Origin of the sequence: Niveispirillum sp. BGYR6, assembly GCF_027568365.1 — a bacterium.
In the GTDB taxonomy this organism is placed as follows: Bacteria; Pseudomonadota; Alphaproteobacteria; order Azospirillales; family Azospirillaceae; genus Niveispirillum.
The window spans coordinates 25,050-43,487 of record NZ_JANLNL010000003.1; the positions used below are offsets into that span (position 1 = coordinate 25,050).

An 18,438-nucleotide genomic window follows, 5' to 3' on the forward strand; every position below is an offset into this window, starting at 1 on the left:
TATGAATGACGCGGCGGCAATGCCCCCGGTTCCCGCCCGACGCCCATCGCTGCATAATTTTCGAGGAGCAGGCCCCATGGCCGCCACTATCCGCATCGAAACCGACAGTTTTGGCCCGATTGAGGTGCCGGCAGACCGGTACTGGGGGGCGCAGACCCAGCGGTCGCTGCAGAATTTCAAGATCGGCGGGGAGCGGATGCCCAAGCCGCTGATCCGCGCGCTGGGCATTGCCAAGAAGGCGGCCGCCCGCGCCAATGTCGCGCTCGGCACGCTGGAGCCGAAGCTAGGCCAGGCCATCGCCGCTGCGGCGGAAGAGGTGATCGATGGCAGCCTGGATGATCATTTCCCCCTGGTCGTCTGGCAGACCGGGTCTGGCACCCAGACCAACATGAATGCCAATGAGGTGATCTCCAACCGCGCCATTGAGATGCTGGGCGGTGAGATGGGGTCGAAGAAGCCGATCCATCCCAATGATCATGTCAATCGCGGCCAAAGCTCCAATGACACTTTCCCCAGCGCCATGCATATCGCGGCGGCGGAGCAGTTCCACCATGCCCTGATCCCGGCGCTGGAGCAGTTACAGGCCGCCTTGGCGGCCAAGGCGGCGGAATTCAGCGCCATCGTTAAGATCGGCCGCACGCATCTTCAGGATGCCACGCCGATGACGCTGGGCCAGGAATTTTCCGGCTATGCCCAGCAGCTGGCCTATGGGGTGGAACGGGCCAGGGCGGCCCTGCCGGCCCTGCTGCGGCTGGCCCAGGGCGGCACGGCGGTGGGTACCGGCCTGAATGCCGCCGTGGGCTTTGATGTGGCCTTTGCGACGGAAGTGGCCGATATCACCGGCCTGCCCTTCGTCACCGCCCCCAACAAGTTTGAGGCGCTGGCCGCCCATGACAGTATCGTGGAAGCGTCGGGCGTGCTGAACACGCTGGCCGTCTCCCTGATGAAGATCGCCAATGATATCCGCCTGCTGGGCAGCGGCCCGCGTAGCGGCATCGGGGAGATCAGCCTGCCGGAGAATGAGCCCGGCAGTTCCATCATGCCGGGCAAGGTGAACCCCACCCAGTCGGAAGCCATGACCATGGTCTGCGCCCAGGTGATGGGCAACCATGTCACCATCACCCATGCCGGCGCCACCGGCCATCTTGAGCTGAATGTCTTTAAGCCGGTGCTGATCTACAACCTGTTGCAGTCAGTCCGGCTGATCGCCGATGCCAGCCGCAGCTTCGCCGAGAATTGTGTGGTGGGCATCACCGCCAATACCGACCGCATCGCCAAGCTGATGAGCGAGAGCCTGATGCTGGTGACGGCCTTGAACCCGCATATTGGCTACGACAATGCCGCCAAGATCGCCAAGAAGGCGCATCATGAGGGCACAACGCTGCTGGAGGCCGGGCTGGCGCTGGGCCTGCTGACAGAGGAACAGTTCCAGCAATGGGTCGTGCCGGCCCAGATGGTGCATCCGGGCTGACCCCGATCAGGGGGCTGCCACCGGTGCGGCCGCCCCCACGCCCGGCAGCACGTTAAAACCGCTGGGGAACAGCTGTTTGGCCACATCGGCCACCAGAAAGCGGAAACTGGCCTGTTGCGGGCCGGTTTCCCCCACCGTCTGGTCCCGTGCGGTGGCGCGGGGCTTGTCATTTTCGCAGAGGGCCGCCACCAGATGGGTGGTGCTGCGCAGATCCTTCAGGTTGGCCGGCGGGGCCGGCAATGTCTGGGCCTGGGCGGCGGCGCAGAGATTGCCCGTCGCCGCCTCTTCCGCGCCACGATGGAACAGCAGCACCATCCGATAGCGCCCATCGCGCTGGTAGCCATCGGCGCGGGTGAAATTGCGCGCCGGGTCCAGCAGATCGGGCGGCAGCGCGGCCAGCACGTTGCGGCGGAACTGTTCAGGCGGGATGTCCGTCGGGCCGCCCCGCACCTCCAGCGAGAAGCCGGGATCAGGCGGCTGGTTGGCGGTTTGCGCCAGGGCGGGGCCTGTCAAAGACACGGCGATGAGGGCGGTCAGCAGAATTCTGGACAAGGCGAAAGGCCTCCACGGGTTCGCACCAGGGATGGTTATCCGCGTCAAGAACGCGCCATCGCCCGGAATCGTTCCCTGTGGATTCATGCTCCGTTGCCTTGATCAGAACCTATAGGTTCTGATCAAGGCCCTCAATCGCCGGCGCCAACATCCGTTGGCTTGGCTTCACGCGGCACGCGCCGCGCGGCGGCGGTCGCCGCCGTACCAAGTTGCGATGCGTTCTGCTCATCGCAACTTGGTATCAGCCTTCCTCATCCTGTGCAGCGCGGCCGCCAGCATCGGCCACCCCGCACCAGGGTTGGCGCTTGCCGCCATTATAGGCGCGGGCAGCCCCGGCGCGGATCAGCGCCTCTGACACGTCGGTGCCATCGGCCAGCCGCACCTGCGCCCGCACCCGACCGCCATATTTGTCATAGACGACATTATACAGCGTGATGGTGCCCTTGCCCTGATCCACCATGGCGTCACGCACCAGCCCGGCCAGCTTGTCCTTGGCGGCGCGGGCCATCGCCTTTTCGGTGGCGCAGGTGGAGCGGCTTTCCGGCGTGTCGATCCCTTCCAGCCGCACCCGCGTCACCACCTCCTGGTCCAGCCAGACGGTGGCGCGCACGGCCAGCGTATCGCCATCCACCACCTCTACCACCCGCGCTTCCACCGGCCCGTTCAGGCGCGGCGCAGCCAAACTGGCGCCGGGCAAAGCCAGCGCCAGGGCAAACAGGGTGGTGGAAAACCAGCGGGGGAACACGGGGGATGCGGCCTTGGTTGCGGAGGGATCGAATAGTCCGAGCCTACCGCATTATGCGCCGCCACAGAAGCGATTTTGAGATCATTATCCTAAAGTGCATACAAGAGGGGACGATCATCCCCTTCGTGCATACAAGTAGGTACAGATACAACCGGGAAGGTTAGAAGTCGCTGCACCGGCCGTTCACTTCCCAATCGCCATAGCGGGTCGGCTCCGGTCCCTCGCGCCCGCCAATTTCGCCGGGTGGCTGCTGGATGGCGGCGGGCCGGGCGGGCGGCGGCGTGTTTTCTGCCGTTGGCGTGGCCGCACCGGTGGTCTTTTCCTGATTCTTTTCCGTCATGGTCCGGGCCTTTCAGTCTGGTCTGCTGTTGATATGGCGCGGCCCCGCAATTCTGCCAAGCCTTGATGGAACGGGGGCGGCATTCCCATATCTCAAGCGACGGGGCGGTGATCCGCCCCTTGAATGACGGCGCAGAGCCGGAGGAGAGAAATGAGCGGCTATTTCCGTACCGCAATGTTGTTGGCGGGTCTGACCGGCCTGTTCCTGGCGGTCGGATTTATGCTGGGCGGCCAGGGCGGCATGATAATCGCCCTGGGTCTGGCGCTGGCCACCAACCTGTTCGCCTATTGGAACGCCGATAGGATGGTGCTGGGCATGTATGGTGCGCGCGAGGTGGATGCCGCCAGCGCCCCGCAATTTTTCGGCATGGTGCAGCGGCTGGCGCAGCGCGCCGGGCTGCCCATGCCGCGCGTCTTCGTTATCGACAATGACCAGCCCAACGCCTTTGCCACCGGCCGCAATCCGGAAAATGCCGCCGTGGCTGCCACCACCGGCCTGCTGGAGCGGTTGAGCCCGGAGGAGGTGGCCGGCGTGATGGCGCATGAGCTGGCGCATATCAAGAACCGTGACACGCTGATCATGACCATCACCGCCACGCTGGCGGGTGCCCTGTCCATGCTGGCCAATTTCGGCCTGTTCTTTGGCGGGCATGATAACCGCAACAACCCGTTGGGCATTGTCGGGTCCATCCTGGTGGCCATTCTGGCGCCGTTGGGCGCCATGCTGGTGCAGATGGCCATCAGCCGGTCGCGCGAATATGAGGCCGACCGCATCGGCGCCGAAATCTGCGGTCGGCCCGACTGGCTGGCCGACGCGCTGGAGGGCATCCATGACGGGGCGCGGCTGGTGCCCAACGTGGCGGCGGAAAATAACCCCGCCACCGCCCATATGTTCATCATCAACCCGTTGCACGGGCGCGGGGTGGACAGCCTGTTTTCCACCCATCCCAGCACGGCCGAGCGGGTGGGCCGTTTGCGGGCCATGGTGACGGGCAGCAGCCCCTTCAGCCCCCGCCGGTCCGGTGGCAGCGTGCCCAGTGCCGGCGGTGGCAGCCGCCGGCCGGGGCCGTGGGGGTAACTTATACCGTTACGAGGCTTTCTGCGATCAGCTCAGACAGGCCGATGGCGTTGGTGGGGTGGGGGATGCCGTCGGCGGATACCACCGTGTCAATGCCTGCCGCCTGAAAGGCCGCCATCCGTTCCATCGGGAACACGGCATGGACGGTGGCGGCCAGCACGCGGGCGGCGCCATGGGCATAGGCCACCTTGGCCGCATCGATCAGGGTGCTGCCGGAACTGACAATATCATCGACGAACAGCACGGTGCGGCCGGTCAGGTCGGTGCCATCAGGCAGACCAACGGAGACATCATGATCGCCGCGCCGCACCTTCAGCCCCACCAGCGGCTGAGCGCCGGCAGCCTGGGCGGCCCCCTGCACCAGATGCGCCGATTCCTCATCCGGGCCCAGAATCACCCAGCTGGCGTCGGCCCCCTGGCTGCGGGCCCAGTCGCCCAGCAGGGGACCGGCCGTCAGGGCGGCGCAGCGGCTGCCGGGGAAAACCTCCCCCAGATCATGGGTGCGGTGCAGATGCGGATCGACGGTGACGATGCAGTCGAACAGCCCCCCCAGCCAGCGCCCCATGATGCGCTGGCTGACCACCTCACCGGGGTTGAATTCGATATCCTGGCGCATATAGGCCAGATAGGGGGCCACCAGCGTCAGCTCCGTGCAGCCGCGCTCCCGCAGGGCGCCGGCCAGCAATTGCAGCTCCACCAGCTTGTCATTGGGTTGATTGAGCGAACGGACGATGATGGCCCGCGTCGGGGCTGCCTCCAGCCGCACCAGGCTTTCGCCATCGGGGAAACGATGCAGGGCCGCCTGATGCAGCGGCAGGGCCAGCGCCTCGGCCAGCCGGGTCGCCAGCATTTCCCCTTCCGGAAAGCCGATCAATATTTCCATCGCCTCGTTCCTCAGTAAATCCTTTGCCCAGCCTGCGGCTGGTGACGATTTCTTTAACGCTTGCAGCGTACACCGGCCTTGCGACGGATCAAATCACCTCTGTGAGGTCCGCCAACACTTGTTGGTGGCGCGGCGGGGTGAAAGGATTTATCCCGGTATCGATCATATGCTTTAGGATATACCGGTTTCGCTGGTCTTTGCGTGTGCCCCCGGTGACGTTGCAAGGGAGTGTCATGTATGATCAACGTTACACCGGAATGGCGGCAAGGGGTGGGCCCATGATCGGGCTTGGAGGCGTAATGGATCCGTTGGAGCTTTCCGAGAAGGAATACACGGCGCTGGAGGAAGCGCTGCTGGCTTCCGCCCGGGGGCGCGCCTTCCTGCGTATGCGTGACCGCCAGACCCGCATTGTTGCCCAGGATGACTGGCGCGCCCTGCTGGGCCAGATGACGGAGCAGGTGGGCCGGCTTTCCCAGGCGGGCACCCCGGCGGTGGCGGTCGATACACAGAGCCCGCATCTGCACATCATGCGGGAGGAGTTGAAGCAGCTTTCCAATTATATCGAACAGACGCGCCAGGAAATTGCCCAGCTTCGCCCCATGGATGCCGGTGCCAACCGCATCATGGCCGCCACCAACGAGCTGGATGCCATCGTCACCGCCACCGAACGCGCCACCTCCGACATTCTCAACGCGACGGAGCGGATACAGGCGCTGGTCGCCCGCCTGCCATCCAGCGACATTACCAACGATATCGATGCCCAGACCATCGAGATCATGACCGCCTGCTCCTTCCAGGACATTACCGGTCAGCGCACCACCAAGGTCGTCAACACCCTGCGCTATATCGAGCAGCGGGTGAACACGATGATCGAGATCTGGGGCGTGGAGGATACCGACGCCGGCACCAAGAAGCTGGGTGCCGACGGGTTGATCGCGCTGCGCCCCGATGATGACCGGCCGGACAAGCATCTGCTGCACGGCCCGGCGCTGGAGGCGGTGAGCCAGGCCAATATCGATGCCCTGTTCGACAGCCTGGATTCCGGCCCGCCGGCAGCCGGTGGCGGGGACATGACCTCCATGGATGATTGGGGCCTGACGGAAGAGGAGATGGCGCCGCCGCCGCCCCCACCTCCGCCTCCTCCGCCACCGCCACCGCCGCCACCCCCTCCGCCGCCGCCTCCACCACCTCCACCTCCACCTCCGCCGCCACCCCCGCCGCCTTCTTCGGGGGGAACGGTTTCACAAGCTGATATCGACGCCTTGTTCGGATAAGCAAAGCCCATGGGAACAGATGCCAATCATGTCGCCCCCCGCGTGCGCCTGACCCAGGCGCAACTGGATCGTGCGTGCGAACGGCATCTGGCCTACCTATCCGGCATGGCGGGGGGCGCCAAGCTCAGCCTGCCTTTCTTTGACCTGTCGGGCATGTCCTTCAATGGGCGCAACCTGACCAATGCCAACCTGTCGGGCGCCATCCTGCGCCGCACCAGCTTTATCGGGGCCAAGCTGGATTATGCCGACCTGTTCGGCTGTGACCTCAGCGAGGCGGACCTCAGCCGTGCCCAGCTGCACCGGACGGATTTGCGGGCGGCGACGCTGCGCGGGGCCGTGTTGACCGGCGCGCGCATGGTGGAATGCGATCTGCGGGATGGCGCCATGGCCAGCGCCACCCGCACCGATTTTCGCATTCTGGGGATGGAGATCGGGCCGGCCGATATCAGCGCCGCCGTGATGGTGGATGCCGATCTGACCCGGGCGCGCCTGACCGGCTCCACCGCGCGGGCGACCGATTTTTCCGGTGCCGTGATGACCGGCGCGCAACTGACCCGGCTGGACCTGCGCGATGCCAAGCTGGTGCGGGCCAATCTGGATGGGGCCGATCTGGCCGATGCCGATCTGCGCGGCGCCAATCTGGCCGGGGCCAAGGTGCGGGCGGAGGCGCTGGCCGCCTCCATCCGCACCGACGCCGATGCGCGCCGCCGGGAGGCCCCGACGGAACCGGTGGAAGAGGCGGCCTATGAGCCGGAACCCCCGGCCCCCGCCATCACCCGCCCCGGCCCGGAACAGCTGGAGGCGATGCTGGCCGCCCATGCGCAATGGGTGGGCAGCGCCGGCCGCACCGGACAGCAATTGGATATCAGCGGCCAGGATCTTTCTGGCATGGACCTGTCCGGCCGGGTGCTGACCCTGATGAAGGCCAATAATACCCGCCTGCGCGGGGCGGACCTGCGGGGCGCCCAGATGCAGGCGGTGCAGATGTCGGGCGTGGATTTGCGCTCCAGCGATCTGCGTTTTGCCGATCTGCGGGGTGCCGTGATGGACCGCGCCAACCTGATCGACGCCAATCTGGAACGGGCCGACCTGTCCATGTTGAAAACCGCGCGCGGGCACGAGGTGCGCACCTCCCTGGTCCGCGCCCGGCTGGCCGCCGCCATCTTCCGCCAGGCCAAGCTGGCGGGGGTGAATTTCAGCGGCGCCGACCTGACCGGCGTGGTGCTGGACGGCGCCGACACCACCGGCATGATGCTGGACGGCGCCCGCGGCTTGCAGCCCTGAGCGGCAGCGCGGGCCGGGATGTCCGGCCCTACGCAACACTACGCAACAGAAAAACACTTCGTGTTGCGTGGGGAGCGTGTGGGGGAGGGGTGTTTTTTCAAGGGGTTGCGGGTTTTTGGCCGGAGTGGGGGTGCGCACCTGCTCCGAATGAATGACGCTGCGGGCTCTGTGCTGGCGGTGGCTGGGCTTGCTGGCCCTGCGCAACAGTACGCAACAGAAAAACGCTTTGTGTTGCGTAGGGCGGGTGTGGGGGAGGGGTGTTTTTTCAAGGGGTTGCGGGTTTTTGGCCGGAGTAGGGGTGTGCACCTGCTCCGAATGAATGCCGCTGCGGGCTCTGTGCTGGGGGCGGCTGGGCAGCGGCATGGCGGTGGCCGGCGGGTGGTTTTAGGGAATTAAATCCTATATTGGGGCGGTTGGTTTGGCAAGGCGTGCCTGCCACAGTTGGGGGGGGGCACGCGGGGGTTCAGAGACGCCCCTCCCAAAGGGCAAGCTCTTCTGCTTCCAGGGGTTCCAGAAAGTTGGGAGCGTCGCCCAGTTCCCCTTGCAGGATGCCGATCTTGAACCCGTTATGGGGTTTGGAGGCCAATGGCGCGATGGGCGTGCAGTCCTTGACGATGGCCGCCCTGCCACCCTGCACCGCTGGTCCGGCGGGCTGGGGTGGGTTGGGGGTGGCGTTGTCAGGAGGGTGTTCTGGCATGATGGGGGCAGCGTGCCGGGGATTGGGAAGCGGGATGGCCCTATGCTATCTTATTGCCCGTCACTCTGCGGAGGAAATTGCGATGGCTCTGTCAGCAACGCGGTCCGTGCCGGTGCCCGAGGATATGGGCAGCTTCGTGGACGATCTGGTGGCGCGCGGGGATTATGCCGACGCGGCGGATGTTATCCGCGCCGGCCTTCAGGCCCTGCGCGACCGCGAAGACACGGTTGAACAATGGCTGCGCGACGAGGTGGCCCCGACATTTGATGCGATGAAGGCCAACCCGGCGCGGGGGATCAAAGCGGCGGATGTGGAGGTGGGGGAGGGCGTTGGGAAATAATTTTGACGTTTTCTTTGACTTTCGGGGATAGATTGGAGTGCTTAGAGTTGCAGTTATTTTGTTGGAGACCTTTTTAAACTGTTAGATTTTTTGGTGCTTGCAGAGTATTTATACGCTTTTTGAGATTAAGTGCAATTCTTTATTTCTATGTATCGTAGTCGGATCTCCTTGGTAGACTATCGAAACAAATCTCTCAAACGAGCCCATTGCCTCTTCAAGAAGATTGAGTTTCTGTAGAGCTATAAAAATAGCAAATGATCTTGCTTGGCAGTTCAGTGACTTTTCTGGATTGAATTCAATGTCTGTAAATCCAGCAAAATCATGCAGCTTCCTAAGCCAGTCAGCATGAGGATATAAGCATTTTGCATAGACCCAATCGTAAAAAGAAGTTAAGGGGGTATTTGGAAAAATATCTCCATATAAATTAAAATAAACAATTTTCCCATGATTTCGAATGCGTATGTCCTTTTTTGCTTCAATTGCTGTCTTTTCATAAATGTCGTGAAAGGGGCCTCCATTCTCAAAAACCTTGCTTCCTTGGAAGATGGCCTCTAGCGGTACTTCGCTGCCTCGGAATTTATATTTCAAGCTAAATGCGCTGAGCCTAACGCCAACAGTCGCTTCCGATTTCGTAGAGATTTCGAGTAGAGGTGAGTAACCAGATTTTGCGGCAGCGTCATGTAGTTCGTGGATATTCTTCTTCTTCTGGACAATGGACATCCCACTGTGCCACTTAAATTCGATTTGTTTTTCCGAGAAAAGGCAGTTAACCTTTGCCTCGGGGATAAAAACTGGTCTTTTAGCCATTGGGCACGCTGATATATTTTGCTGGGATATGGCTTGGTATCAGTATCTCACATTTCTTAGCTGCTTTCAAACGCTCCTGTATTTCTGGATTTTTCCAGTCAGTTTTTGTGTAAATAACCTCAAAATCGATATATCCATCTGGGGCTTCAGAAATAGGAACTCCCGTGACGCCAGATTTATTCGCTACGGCATTTGTAAATTGAGAACCGGATATCAGAATTACCTCTGGGTCTATTCTAAGAAATACCGGATTTTCAATCCTTTTATCTTTTACTGCCTGATAACACATTGGGTGTTGATTTAAAAAACAAAGATGAACAAAGCTATCCATGCCTGATCTTGCATCAGCTCCCAGGCTCCATTCATTTCCGCCAGTTATAACATTAGACAATCCGATTTTTTCATGAAATTTTTTTGCATATAGCCCATGATTTTTGATGGATTCTACATTTCTGTGGTCAGTGAAATGATAAAAACACCTATGTTGAAGTTTTTTATTTTTAATGAACTCGACAATTTCCTCTGGTTTCATGATATTTTCTTTGAATTGATAAGTCCGCTGCATTTTATAGGGGTATTTTTTTCATGTAAAGAGTTTTTAGGTTGCATTCATATGTATGCTGCGAGGCAATGCTATCAAGCGGTGTAATGATTGCATCTTGTCTGATGAATTACGGGGCTGTCACACCGCCCGGTCTTCTGTCACCGGGTGGTATGCGGGTTAGAGCCAGTTGGCGGGCGGCAGTCGCGTTCGCCTTCTTCCTGCGTCAAGGGTTCATGCCGCTAGTGGTGATGTTTCAGGCTGTTGCGGGGCCGGGTGCAACGCATCCGTGCCCGTCCCACCCGGCCCAGCCGGGCAATTACTTCTGGCTAGAATCGAAGGTGGGGCGGGCGTGGGCGTGGGGTGAACCTTGCAGCACGCAGACGCGCGCGCGGGATCACGGCCAGTGCCGGGATGACCGGAAGGGGGCGCGATAGGCGGAGCGGTCGCGGTGGGATTGGGAGAGATGAGGGCCGGGTGCATGTGGCCCCTGGACCCCCGCGTTCGCGGGGGAGGCACGTAGAGAGGGTGGGGCGGTGGGGATGATAGTCGGGCCGGGGGGGCGAAGGACGCAAGGGACGCGGCATCGGGCTTGTGACCCTGGGGCCCGGCTTTCGCCGGGATGACGGGAAAAGACGGGATTGAGCTGAAGCGCAGGCGGGCGGCGTGATAGCAGGTGGGGAGGCGCTAAGCCCCCCCCCTTACGCCGCCGCAACCCCCGCCCGATCCTCCGTCCCCGGTTCGTAATTCAGGTTGGGGGCCAGCCAGCGTTCCATGTCGGGCAAGCTCATGCCCTTGCGCTGGGCATAGTCGGCCACCTGATCGCGTTCCACCTTGGCCACACCGAAATATTTGGCGTCCGGGTGGGCGAAGTACCAGCCGGAGACGGCAGCGGTGGGCACCATGGCGAAGCTTTCCGTCAGGGTGATGCCGGCCTGCTCCGTCGCCCCCAGCAGGCGGAACAGGGTGGATTTTTCCGTATGGTCGGGGCAGGCGGGATATCCGGGTGCCGGGCGGATGCCGCGATAGGACTCGGCAATCAACTGCTCGTTGGTCAGGCTCTCGCCCGCCGCGTAACCCCACAGCTCCGTCCGCACCCGTTCATGCAGGCGCTCGGCGAAGGCTTCGGCCAAACGGTCGCCCAGGGCCTTCAGCAGGATGGCGCTGTAATCATCATGGGCGGCCTCAAACGCCTTGGCGCGTTCTTCCAGCCCATGGCCCGCCGTGACGGCAAAGCCACCCACCCAATCGGCCAGACCGCTGGATTTCGGGGCCACATAATCGGACAGGCAGAGATGGGCGCGGTCGCGGCCGGGATCGCGGGCCATCTGCTGGCGCAGCATATGCAGCCGTTCCAGCACCGTGCCCCGGCCTTCATCCGTATACAGCTCAATATCATCGCCCACGGCATTGGCGGGCCAGAAGCCGACAACGCCGCGCGCCGTCAACCATTTCTCCCCCACAATCCGCTGCAACATGGCCTGGGCATCGGCCCAGAGCGCGCGCGCACTTTCGCCCACCTTCGCATCGTCCAGGATGGCGGGGAAATTGCCGTGCAGTTCCCAGGCCTGGAAGAAGGGCTTCCAGTCAATCCGGGCCACCAGCTCGGCCAGATCGTAATCCTCCAGCACCGTCAGGCCGGGCTTCAGCGGCTGGGGCGGCTGGTAGCCCGCCCAATCCAGCTTCAGCGCGTTGGCGCGGGCCTGGGCCAGGGGCAGGCGGGCGCGGGTCAACTGGTTGCGGGCGTGCGCCTCCCGCATCGCCGCGTAATCGGCCTTGATGCCGGCGATATAGCCGGGGCCGTTATCGGCGTGCAGCAGGTTCTGCGCCACGCCCACGGCGCGGCTGGCATCCAGCACATGCACCACCGGGCCGTCATAGTTGGGGTCGATCTTGACGGCGGTATGCACCTTGGAGGTGGTGGCCCCGCCGATCAGCAGCGGCATTTTCAGGCCCAGGCGCTGCATTTCGCGGGCCACGAACACCATTTCATCCAGCGACGGGGTGATCAGGCCGGACAGGCCGATAATGTTGCAGCGATGCGCCTTGGCCTCATCCAGGATTTTCGCGGCGGGGACCATGACGCCCAGGTCCACCACCTCAAAATTATTGCATTGCAGCACGACGCCGACAATGTTCTTGCCGATATCATGCACGTCGCCCTTCACCGTGGCCATCAGCACGCGGCCGGCCGGTTCGGACTTGCCGCCTTCCTTCTCCGCCTCAATATAGGGCAGCAGCCAGGCGACGGCCTTCTTCATCACGCGGGCGGATTTCACCACCTGGGGCAGGAACATCTTGCCCGCCCCGAACAGGTCGCCCACCACATTCATGCCATCCATCAACGGGCCTTCGATGACATGCAGGGGCCGGGTGGCGGCCAGCCGCGCCTGCTCCACATCCTCGTTGATGAATTCGTCAATGCCATGCACCAGGGCGTGGGCCAGCCGTTCATTCACCGGCAGGCTGCGCCAGGACAGGTCGGCGGCCTTCTTCTTCTCCCCACCCTTGTACTTGTCCGCCACCTCCAGCAGCCGGTCGGTGGCGTCGTCGCGGCGGTTGAGGATGACATCCTCCACCCGCTCGCGCAGTTCTTCGGGGATGTCGTCGTACACCGGCAGTTCGCCGGCATTGACGATGCCCATATCCATCCCCGCCGGGATGGCGTGATAGAGGAAGACCGAATGCATCGCCGCGCGCACGGTGTTGTTGCCGCGGAAGCTGAAGGAGACGTTGGAGAGACCGCCGGAAATATGAGCACCGGGGCAGTCGCGGCGGATATCGCGCGTCGCCTCGATAAAGTCGACGGCGTAGTTATTATGTTCCTCAATGCCGGTGGCGACGGCGAAGATGTTGGGATCGAAGATGATATCTTCCGGCGGGAAGCCAACCTTGTTCACCAGCACATCATAGGAACGCTTGCAGATTTCCAGCTTGCGGGTGCGGGTGTCGGCCTGGCCCTTCTCGTCAAACGCCATGACGACGACGGCGGCACCGTAGCGGCGGATTTTCTTGGCCTGGGCGACGAACAGATCTTCGCCTTCCTTCAGGCTGATGGAATTGACGATGGCCTTGCCCTGGACATTCTTCAACCCGGCCTCGATGACGCTCCATTTGGAGCTGTCGATCATCACCGGCACGCGGGCAATGTCCGGTTCCGAGGCGATCAGGCGCAGGAAGCGGACCATCGCCGCTTCGCTGTCCAGCATCGCCTCGTCCATGTTGATGTCGATCACCTGGGCGCCGTTGGCCACCTGCTCCCGCGCGACATCCAGCGCGGCCTCATACTGTCCCTCCAGCACCAGTTTCTTGAACTTGGCCGAGCCGGTGACGTTGGTGCGCTCGCCAATATTGACGAAACTGGCGGTGCGGGGGGCGTTGGTCATGGCGGCGGCTCGGGGGTTGGGGGCGGTGGCGTCAGGAAACGGGGCGGCGATATGAGCGCGTCAGAAAGCCGGCATGGTGAACGGCTCCAGCCCCGACAGGCGCATCAGCTTTTCCGGCTGGGCAGGGGCGCGGGGGGGGACACCCTTCACGCTTTCGGCAATCGCGCGGATATGGTCGGGCGTGGAGCCGCAGCAGCCGCCGACAATATTCACCAGCCCATCCTTGGCCCAGCCTTGCAGGTCGCTGGCCATGTGCTCGGGCTTCTCATCATACTGGCCGAACTCATTCGGCAGGCCGGCATTGGGATAGGCGGAGACATAGACATCCGCGATGCGGGCCAGTTCCTGGATATAGGGGCGCATCAGGTCGGCACCCAAGGCACAGTTCAGCCCGATGGAGAAGGGCCGGACATGGCGCAGGCTGTTCCAGAAAGCCTCCGTCGTCTGGCCGGACAGGGTGCGGCCGGAACGGTCGGTGATGGTGCCGGAAATCAGCACCGGCAGCACCAGCCCCTTTTCCTCCAGCACTTCCTCAATCGCGAACAGGGCCGCCTTGGCGTTCAGCGTGTCGAAGATGGTTTCCACCATCAGCAGGTCGGCCCCGCCATCGATCAGGCCGGCGGTCTGTTCCTTATAGGCCAGCCGCAGCTCATCAAAATCGACATTGCGGAAGCCGGGGTCGGTGACCACCGGGCTGATGCTGGCCGTGCGGTTGGTGGGGCCGAGCGCGCCGGCAACATAGCGCGGGCGGGACGGGTCGGCCGCCTCCGCTGCGTCGGCGGCCTGGCGGGCCAACTTGGCCCCTGCGAAATTCAGCTCATAGGCCAGATCTTCCATGCCATAATCGGCCATGGAAATGCTGGTGGAGTTAAAGGTGTTGGTTTCAATGATATCGGCCCCGGCATCCAGATATTGCTGGTGGATGCCCTGGATGATCGCCGGCTGGGTGATGGAGAGCAGGTCGTTATTGCCCTTCACATCGCGCGACCAGTCCTTGAACCGTTCACCGCGATAATCTTCCTCTTCCAGCTTGTGGCGCTGGATCATGGTGCCCATGGCCCCGTCAATCACCAGGATGCGCGTGCGGGCAATATCATCCAACCGCCGCAGCCGTTCTTCCCGTGTCATGATCCAAAAGCCTCCCACCCTGCCGGAACCGGCCGCCAGCACAGGCGGCCATGCTTTTCGTTTTTACGCCCAACAGATAACGCATGTAAACATAAAGATATCTTTATGTAGGCATGGCGGTTGCGCCTTGGGCGAGGGGCAGGGGGGCTTCCTGGTCGGCGGCGGGCAGGCGGATCAGGGCGCTTGTGCCGCCGCCGGGCCGGTCATCAATCTGGATGCTGTCACCCAACAGACCGATTGCCAAGGCAAAGGCCTAGCCTGCAACGCCCGATCTAACCGCCCCACCCGCGCCGCCTAGCCACGGGCCAACGCTGCGCGGGTGGGGTGGTCGTGGATTTGCAGGTGGGGCAGGAGCAGTCGCCGCGAAGCAATACCATTAATGTGGCCTATTTATTCCGCCGATCCACAAAGAGAAAAAACATCTTTTATTGGTATTTCGCTCTTTATTACTGCAGAAAAATATCCATCTCCATTTTGCTTTGTTAAAACAAAACTATGTAAATATGCAATGTTATTTTCATCAACCTCAATTCCTAATTTGATTGACGATGGATAATTACCTGGGCCAAGTCCGTCGCCGCGATATCCAACCTTGGCAAGATAATAATAAAAGCCATCTGGAAAATCCTCTTTCATTAAAAACGATCTTGCTTTTGGATAATCCAAAGCAATAAATGAATTATTTCCTAGTTCACTTATTGCGCTGTCTTGAAAAGGCTTGGAAACAGGGAAGATTTCATGAATCCCTGATAGCCAAACATGGTTATTGTCAAAAATCTTCGTTACGCATACGGATGAAGCATTAATAGATGTGGCCAAAAAAAATGCAGTGATCATAGTTATCTCCTTATCTACTTGTGACAAGACGGTTGCTGGGAAAAGGGGCGTCCGCACCATAGCGGCAGGCGCAGATAATGTCATTCGACCAGCGCAGGCGTTGTTTTCGTAGCCTGATCCCGCTGGATCCCGATAGGACCCGGCAGCCAATACATGCTGAAATGGCTATGATTTCGCTCCCCGTCCAGAGTAGTGCGGAGAAATATCCTCAGGTGGGCATGGCCGTTGCGCCCTGCAGGGGGGCTTCCTGGTCGGCGGCGGGCAGGCGGATCAGAACGCTGGTGCCGCCGCCGGGCCGGTCGCCAATCGTGATGCTGCCCCCCAGCAGGCCGGTGACCAGCGTATAGGCCATGTGCAGGCCCAGGCCGGTGCGGCCGGCGGCCCGGCCGGTGGTGGCAAAGGGTTCGAACAGGCGTGGCTTGATGGCGTCGGCAATGCCCACCCCATCATCCTCCAGCATGATTTCCACCCAATCATCGGCGGTGGCGCGGGCCGTTATATGGATATGGCCCGAACGGTTGCCGGGAAAGGCATGGTCCAGCGCATTGGAAACCAACTGGCCCAGTACCTGGGCCAGGGCGCCGGGATAGGTTTCCAGCAACAGGCCCGGCGGCACCTCCACCTTTGCCGTGATCGGCCGGTTGGTTAGTCGCGTGTCCAGGGTGGGCTGCAGGTCGCGGGCCAGATCGGCCAGATCGAAGCGGCGGGGCCGGTCATCGGTACGGTCGGCCATGGCCTGCTTGAAGCTTTGCACGATGGCGGCGGTGCGTTCGACCGTCGCGGTCAACAGGCTGGCAGCCTCGCGGGTTTCGGCCAGGAAATCCGCCAGTTGGCGGCGGGTCAGGGTGCCCGCGCGCATGGACTGCTCGGCATCGCGCACCTGGGTGGACAGGTGGGTGGCGGTGGTCAGGGCCGTGCCGACCGGCGTATTCACCTCATGCGCCACGCCGGCCACCAGCCGGCCCAGGCTGGCCAGCTTTTCCGACTGGACCAGCCGTTCCTGGGCCAGCCGCAGCCGGTCCACCGTATCGGTCAGGTGGCGGGTGCGGTCCTGCACCTGATCTTCCAGATCGCCATTCATCGCCGCCAGCCGGGCGTTCGATTGCTGCGCCTGATCCAGCAGATGGCGCAGATGGTCGATCAGCATGGAGGCTTGCATCAGCAGCATGAAGCAATAGCCAGCCTCCATCACGCCATTGAAGCCGACCCGATGGGTCAGCGCCAGATTGGCCAGCCCCAGCACGGTCCAGGCCAGGGCCATCGGCATGGCCAGGGCGATCTGCCGCCGGAGCGCGATAAAGGCGGCCGTCAGCAATGTGGCCATGGACAGCAGCAGGCCCAGTGTCGCCGCCGCCGTCAGCAGCCAGGGCACCTGCAGGGTGAACAGGCTGACCACAGGCACGGCACAGATGGCAGCCACCGTGGGCCAGACCATGGCCCGGCGCAGGCAGCCGGGAAACAGCAGGGCCGCCCCCGCCAGACAGGACAGCCAGACGGCGGGGAACATGATGTTGTTCAGCAGCCCCAACAGTTTGCCCGACTGGTCGCCCAGCAATTCACTGCTGAGCGGGGTGTTGGAGGTCACCTGTACCAGGGCGATGGCCCCGGACATCACGGCAAAGACCAGACAAATCCGGTCCCGCGGGCGCAGCAGGAACAAAATCAGATACAGAATACCGATGGACAGGCAGAGGCTGAGAAAGGCGGCCCGCAGCGCCAGTTCCACCTGCCAGTCACCATAGACGCTGTCAGCATCGCCCAGCAGCAGGGCGCGGGGGATGCCGCCATAGCCGCCAAAGGCCGCCACCTGCACAATGATATCCAGTTCCCCCTTACCGGGGGTGATGGCGGCGATGGCCCGCTGGCCGACGCTGTCGGTGCTGTCGGCATCGGGGCCGACATGGCCGGCGCGCAGCACGGGCGCGCCGTTGATCAGGATGTTCCAGGCAACGAAACGTTGATTATGCCGCATGGCCAGGGCCGGCGCCCCCGCCGGCAGCAGCACACGCAACCGGTAGGTGCCGATGCCTTCCGCAGCCAGCGGATGGCCATTGACGGTCTGGCTGGTCCAGCGGCCCGGCACGGCCAGCCGGGCCGGCGGCGGGGCGCTGCCATCTTCAATCTCCTGCGGCCCAACCAGCCGGTCGGGCCAGAAATCCCAGTCACCTTGCAGGGATAATTGCCCCTGCCGGCCAAAATCCCAGCCGCGCAGATCCAGCACACCGTCCCGTGCCAGCGGCCGGCTTTCCAGGGCAGCGCTGATGCCCGACCAGAGCAGCGAGAATAGCAGCAAGCCGATAAGGGGCAGCCCCGCCCATCGCATCAAACCCGCACGGCCCGTTTGGCCCCATGCCCGCATGATCCTGCACGCCCCATCCCGCCCCATTAATACTGGAATGTGCGTCAGCGGCGCGGCAGACGCAAATGATGCGTTCAATGACCCGCTATTCTTTCCATCTTTGCTTGGGGCGGCGGGCAGGGACGACGCAGCGGAAAGGGACGCGCCTGCTATTGGCAGAACGGGGGCGGCTGCTTATCTTCAGTTTCATGCACAAATTCAAAAATAGGTTCCCTTTCATCGTCCTGGCCCTTCTGCTGCTGTCCTCTCTGGCCGGTCCGGCCCTGGCCGCCTGCATCGACCCGGCAGCAGCGGCGGTGAACTGGCGCCGCTGCTATCTGGATGGGCGCGACCTGAAAGGGGCGGTACTGACGGATGCCATGCTGCGAGAGGCCACCTTTATGCGCAGCGATCTGTCCGGCGCCGACCTGACCGGCAGCGATGCCTATCGCGCCAAATTCTTCAGCGCCAAACTGACGCAGACGCACCTGGACCGGGCCCGGCTGATCGAGGCGGATTTCACCAATGCCGACCTGACGGGGGCGACACTGGCCGGGGCCGACCTGCGTAATGCCAAGCTGGTGGGGGTGAAGCTGGTGGGCGCCAACCTGAACGGGGCGCTGATCGGTGGGGCCGACCTGCGCAATGCCGACCTGAGCGGTGCCACCTGGGCCGACGGGATCAAGGTTTGCGGCCCGGGCTCCATCGGCCAATGCCATTGAGGGGAAGGGAAGGCAG

Annotated in this window: 17 protein-coding genes; 6 read left to right on the forward strand and 11 right to left on the reverse strand. The window is 62.4% G+C overall.

The window, feature by feature from the left end; translation table 11 throughout:
* Window positions 1-76 precede the first annotated feature (76 nt).
* Window positions 77-1,471: a class II fumarate hydratase gene (gene fumC, locus PCJ49_RS08300; RefSeq protein WP_269910532.1), complete on the forward strand. Its 1,395-nt coding sequence runs from the start codon at window positions 77-79 to the stop codon at window positions 1,469-1,471.
* A 6-nt stretch (window positions 1,472-1,477) separates the two neighbouring features.
* Here fumC and PCJ49_RS08305 read toward each other — a convergent pair whose 3' ends face one another.
* From PCJ49_RS08305 to PCJ49_RS08315, 3 genes are all read right to left on the reverse strand, one after another.
* The gene (locus PCJ49_RS08305) at window positions 1,478-2,023 is read right to left on the reverse strand and encodes a hypothetical protein (RefSeq protein ID WP_269910533.1); all 546 of its coding nucleotides are present in this window, start codon (window positions 2,021-2,023) and stop codon (window positions 1,478-1,480) included.
* Window positions 2,024-2,264: 241 nt separating this feature from the next.
* A complete protein-coding gene (locus PCJ49_RS08310; protein WP_269910534.1) occupies window positions 2,265-2,768 on the reverse strand; it encodes a thermonuclease family protein in 504 nt (167 codons plus the stop codon).
* A 160-nt stretch (window positions 2,769-2,928) separates the two neighbouring features.
* Entirely contained in the window at window positions 2,929-3,108 is a 180-nt protein-coding gene (locus PCJ49_RS08315) for a succinate dehydrogenase assembly factor 4 (RefSeq protein ID WP_089287486.1), read from the reverse strand.
* 150 nt (window positions 3,109-3,258) lie between these two features.
* Here PCJ49_RS08315 and htpX point away from each other — a divergent pair, with 150 nt between their 5' ends.
* Window positions 3,259-4,185: a zinc metalloprotease HtpX gene (gene htpX, locus PCJ49_RS08320; RefSeq protein ID WP_269910535.1), complete on the forward strand. Its 927-nt coding sequence runs from the start codon at window positions 3,259-3,261 to the stop codon at window positions 4,183-4,185.
* A gap of 1 nt (window position 4,186) precedes the next feature.
* Here htpX and PCJ49_RS08325 read toward each other — a convergent pair whose 3' ends face one another.
* A complete protein-coding gene (locus PCJ49_RS08325; protein ID WP_089287484.1) occupies window positions 4,187-5,068 on the reverse strand; it encodes a ribose-phosphate diphosphokinase in 882 nt (293 codons plus the stop codon).
* Window positions 5,069-5,346: 278 nt separating this feature from the next.
* Here PCJ49_RS08325 and PCJ49_RS08330 point away from each other — a divergent pair, with 278 nt between their 5' ends.
* Entirely contained in the window at window positions 5,347-6,342 is a 996-nt protein-coding gene (locus PCJ49_RS08330) for a protein phosphatase CheZ (RefSeq protein ID WP_269910536.1), read from the forward strand.
* A 9-nt stretch (window positions 6,343-6,351) separates the two neighbouring features.
* Window positions 6,352-7,626: a pentapeptide repeat-containing protein gene (locus PCJ49_RS08335; protein ID WP_269910537.1), complete on the forward strand. Its 1,275-nt coding sequence runs from the start codon at window positions 6,352-6,354 to the stop codon at window positions 7,624-7,626.
* Between the two features lie 463 nt (window positions 7,627-8,089).
* Here PCJ49_RS08335 and PCJ49_RS08340 read toward each other — a convergent pair whose 3' ends face one another.
* Entirely contained in the window at window positions 8,090-8,323 is a 234-nt protein-coding gene (locus PCJ49_RS08340) for a hypothetical protein (RefSeq protein ID WP_269910538.1), read from the reverse strand.
* 82 nt (window positions 8,324-8,405) lie between these two features.
* Here PCJ49_RS08340 and PCJ49_RS08345 point away from each other — a divergent pair, with 82 nt between their 5' ends.
* A complete protein-coding gene (locus tag PCJ49_RS08345; RefSeq protein WP_269910539.1) occupies window positions 8,406-8,663 on the forward strand; it encodes a type II toxin-antitoxin system ParD family antitoxin in 258 nt (85 codons plus the stop codon).
* A gap of 108 nt (window positions 8,664-8,771) precedes the next feature.
* Here PCJ49_RS08345 and PCJ49_RS08350 read toward each other — a convergent pair whose 3' ends face one another.
* From PCJ49_RS08350 to PCJ49_RS08375, 6 genes are all read right to left on the reverse strand, one after another.
* Window positions 8,772-9,383 carry a hypothetical protein gene (locus PCJ49_RS08350; RefSeq protein ID WP_269910540.1) on the reverse strand — a complete coding sequence of 204 codons (612 nt, stop codon included), beginning with the start codon at window positions 9,381-9,383 and terminating at the stop codon, window positions 8,772-8,774.
* A gap of 79 nt (window positions 9,384-9,462) precedes the next feature.
* A complete protein-coding gene (locus tag PCJ49_RS08355) occupies window positions 9,463-10,002 on the reverse strand; it encodes a DarT ssDNA thymidine ADP-ribosyltransferase family protein (protein WP_269910541.1) in 540 nt (179 codons plus the stop codon).
* 710 nt (window positions 10,003-10,712) lie between these two features.
* Entirely contained in the window at window positions 10,713-13,397 is a 2,685-nt protein-coding gene (gene metH, locus PCJ49_RS08360) for a methionine synthase (RefSeq protein WP_269910542.1), read from the reverse strand.
* A gap of 60 nt (window positions 13,398-13,457) precedes the next feature.
* Window positions 13,458-14,525 carry a homocysteine S-methyltransferase family protein gene (locus tag PCJ49_RS08365; RefSeq protein WP_269910543.1) on the reverse strand — a complete coding sequence of 356 codons (1,068 nt, stop codon included), beginning with the start codon at window positions 14,523-14,525 and terminating at the stop codon, window positions 13,458-13,460.
* 390 nt (window positions 14,526-14,915) lie between these two features.
* On the reverse strand, window positions 14,916-15,512 hold the full coding sequence (locus tag PCJ49_RS08370; protein WP_269910544.1) for a hypothetical protein: 597 nt from the start codon (window positions 15,510-15,512) through the stop codon (window positions 14,916-14,918).
* 58 nt (window positions 15,513-15,570) lie between these two features.
* A complete protein-coding gene (locus PCJ49_RS08375) occupies window positions 15,571-17,685 on the reverse strand; it encodes a sensor histidine kinase (RefSeq protein WP_269910875.1) in 2,115 nt (704 codons plus the stop codon).
* Between the two features lie 224 nt (window positions 17,686-17,909).
* On the opposite strand from PCJ49_RS08375, the gene PCJ49_RS08380 reads away from it, so the two are divergent.
* Window positions 17,910-18,422, forward strand: coding sequence for a pentapeptide repeat-containing protein (locus PCJ49_RS08380; protein WP_269910545.1), 513 nt, complete (start codon window positions 17,910-17,912; stop codon window positions 18,420-18,422).
* The last annotated feature ends 16 nt before the right edge of the window (window positions 18,423-18,438 follow it).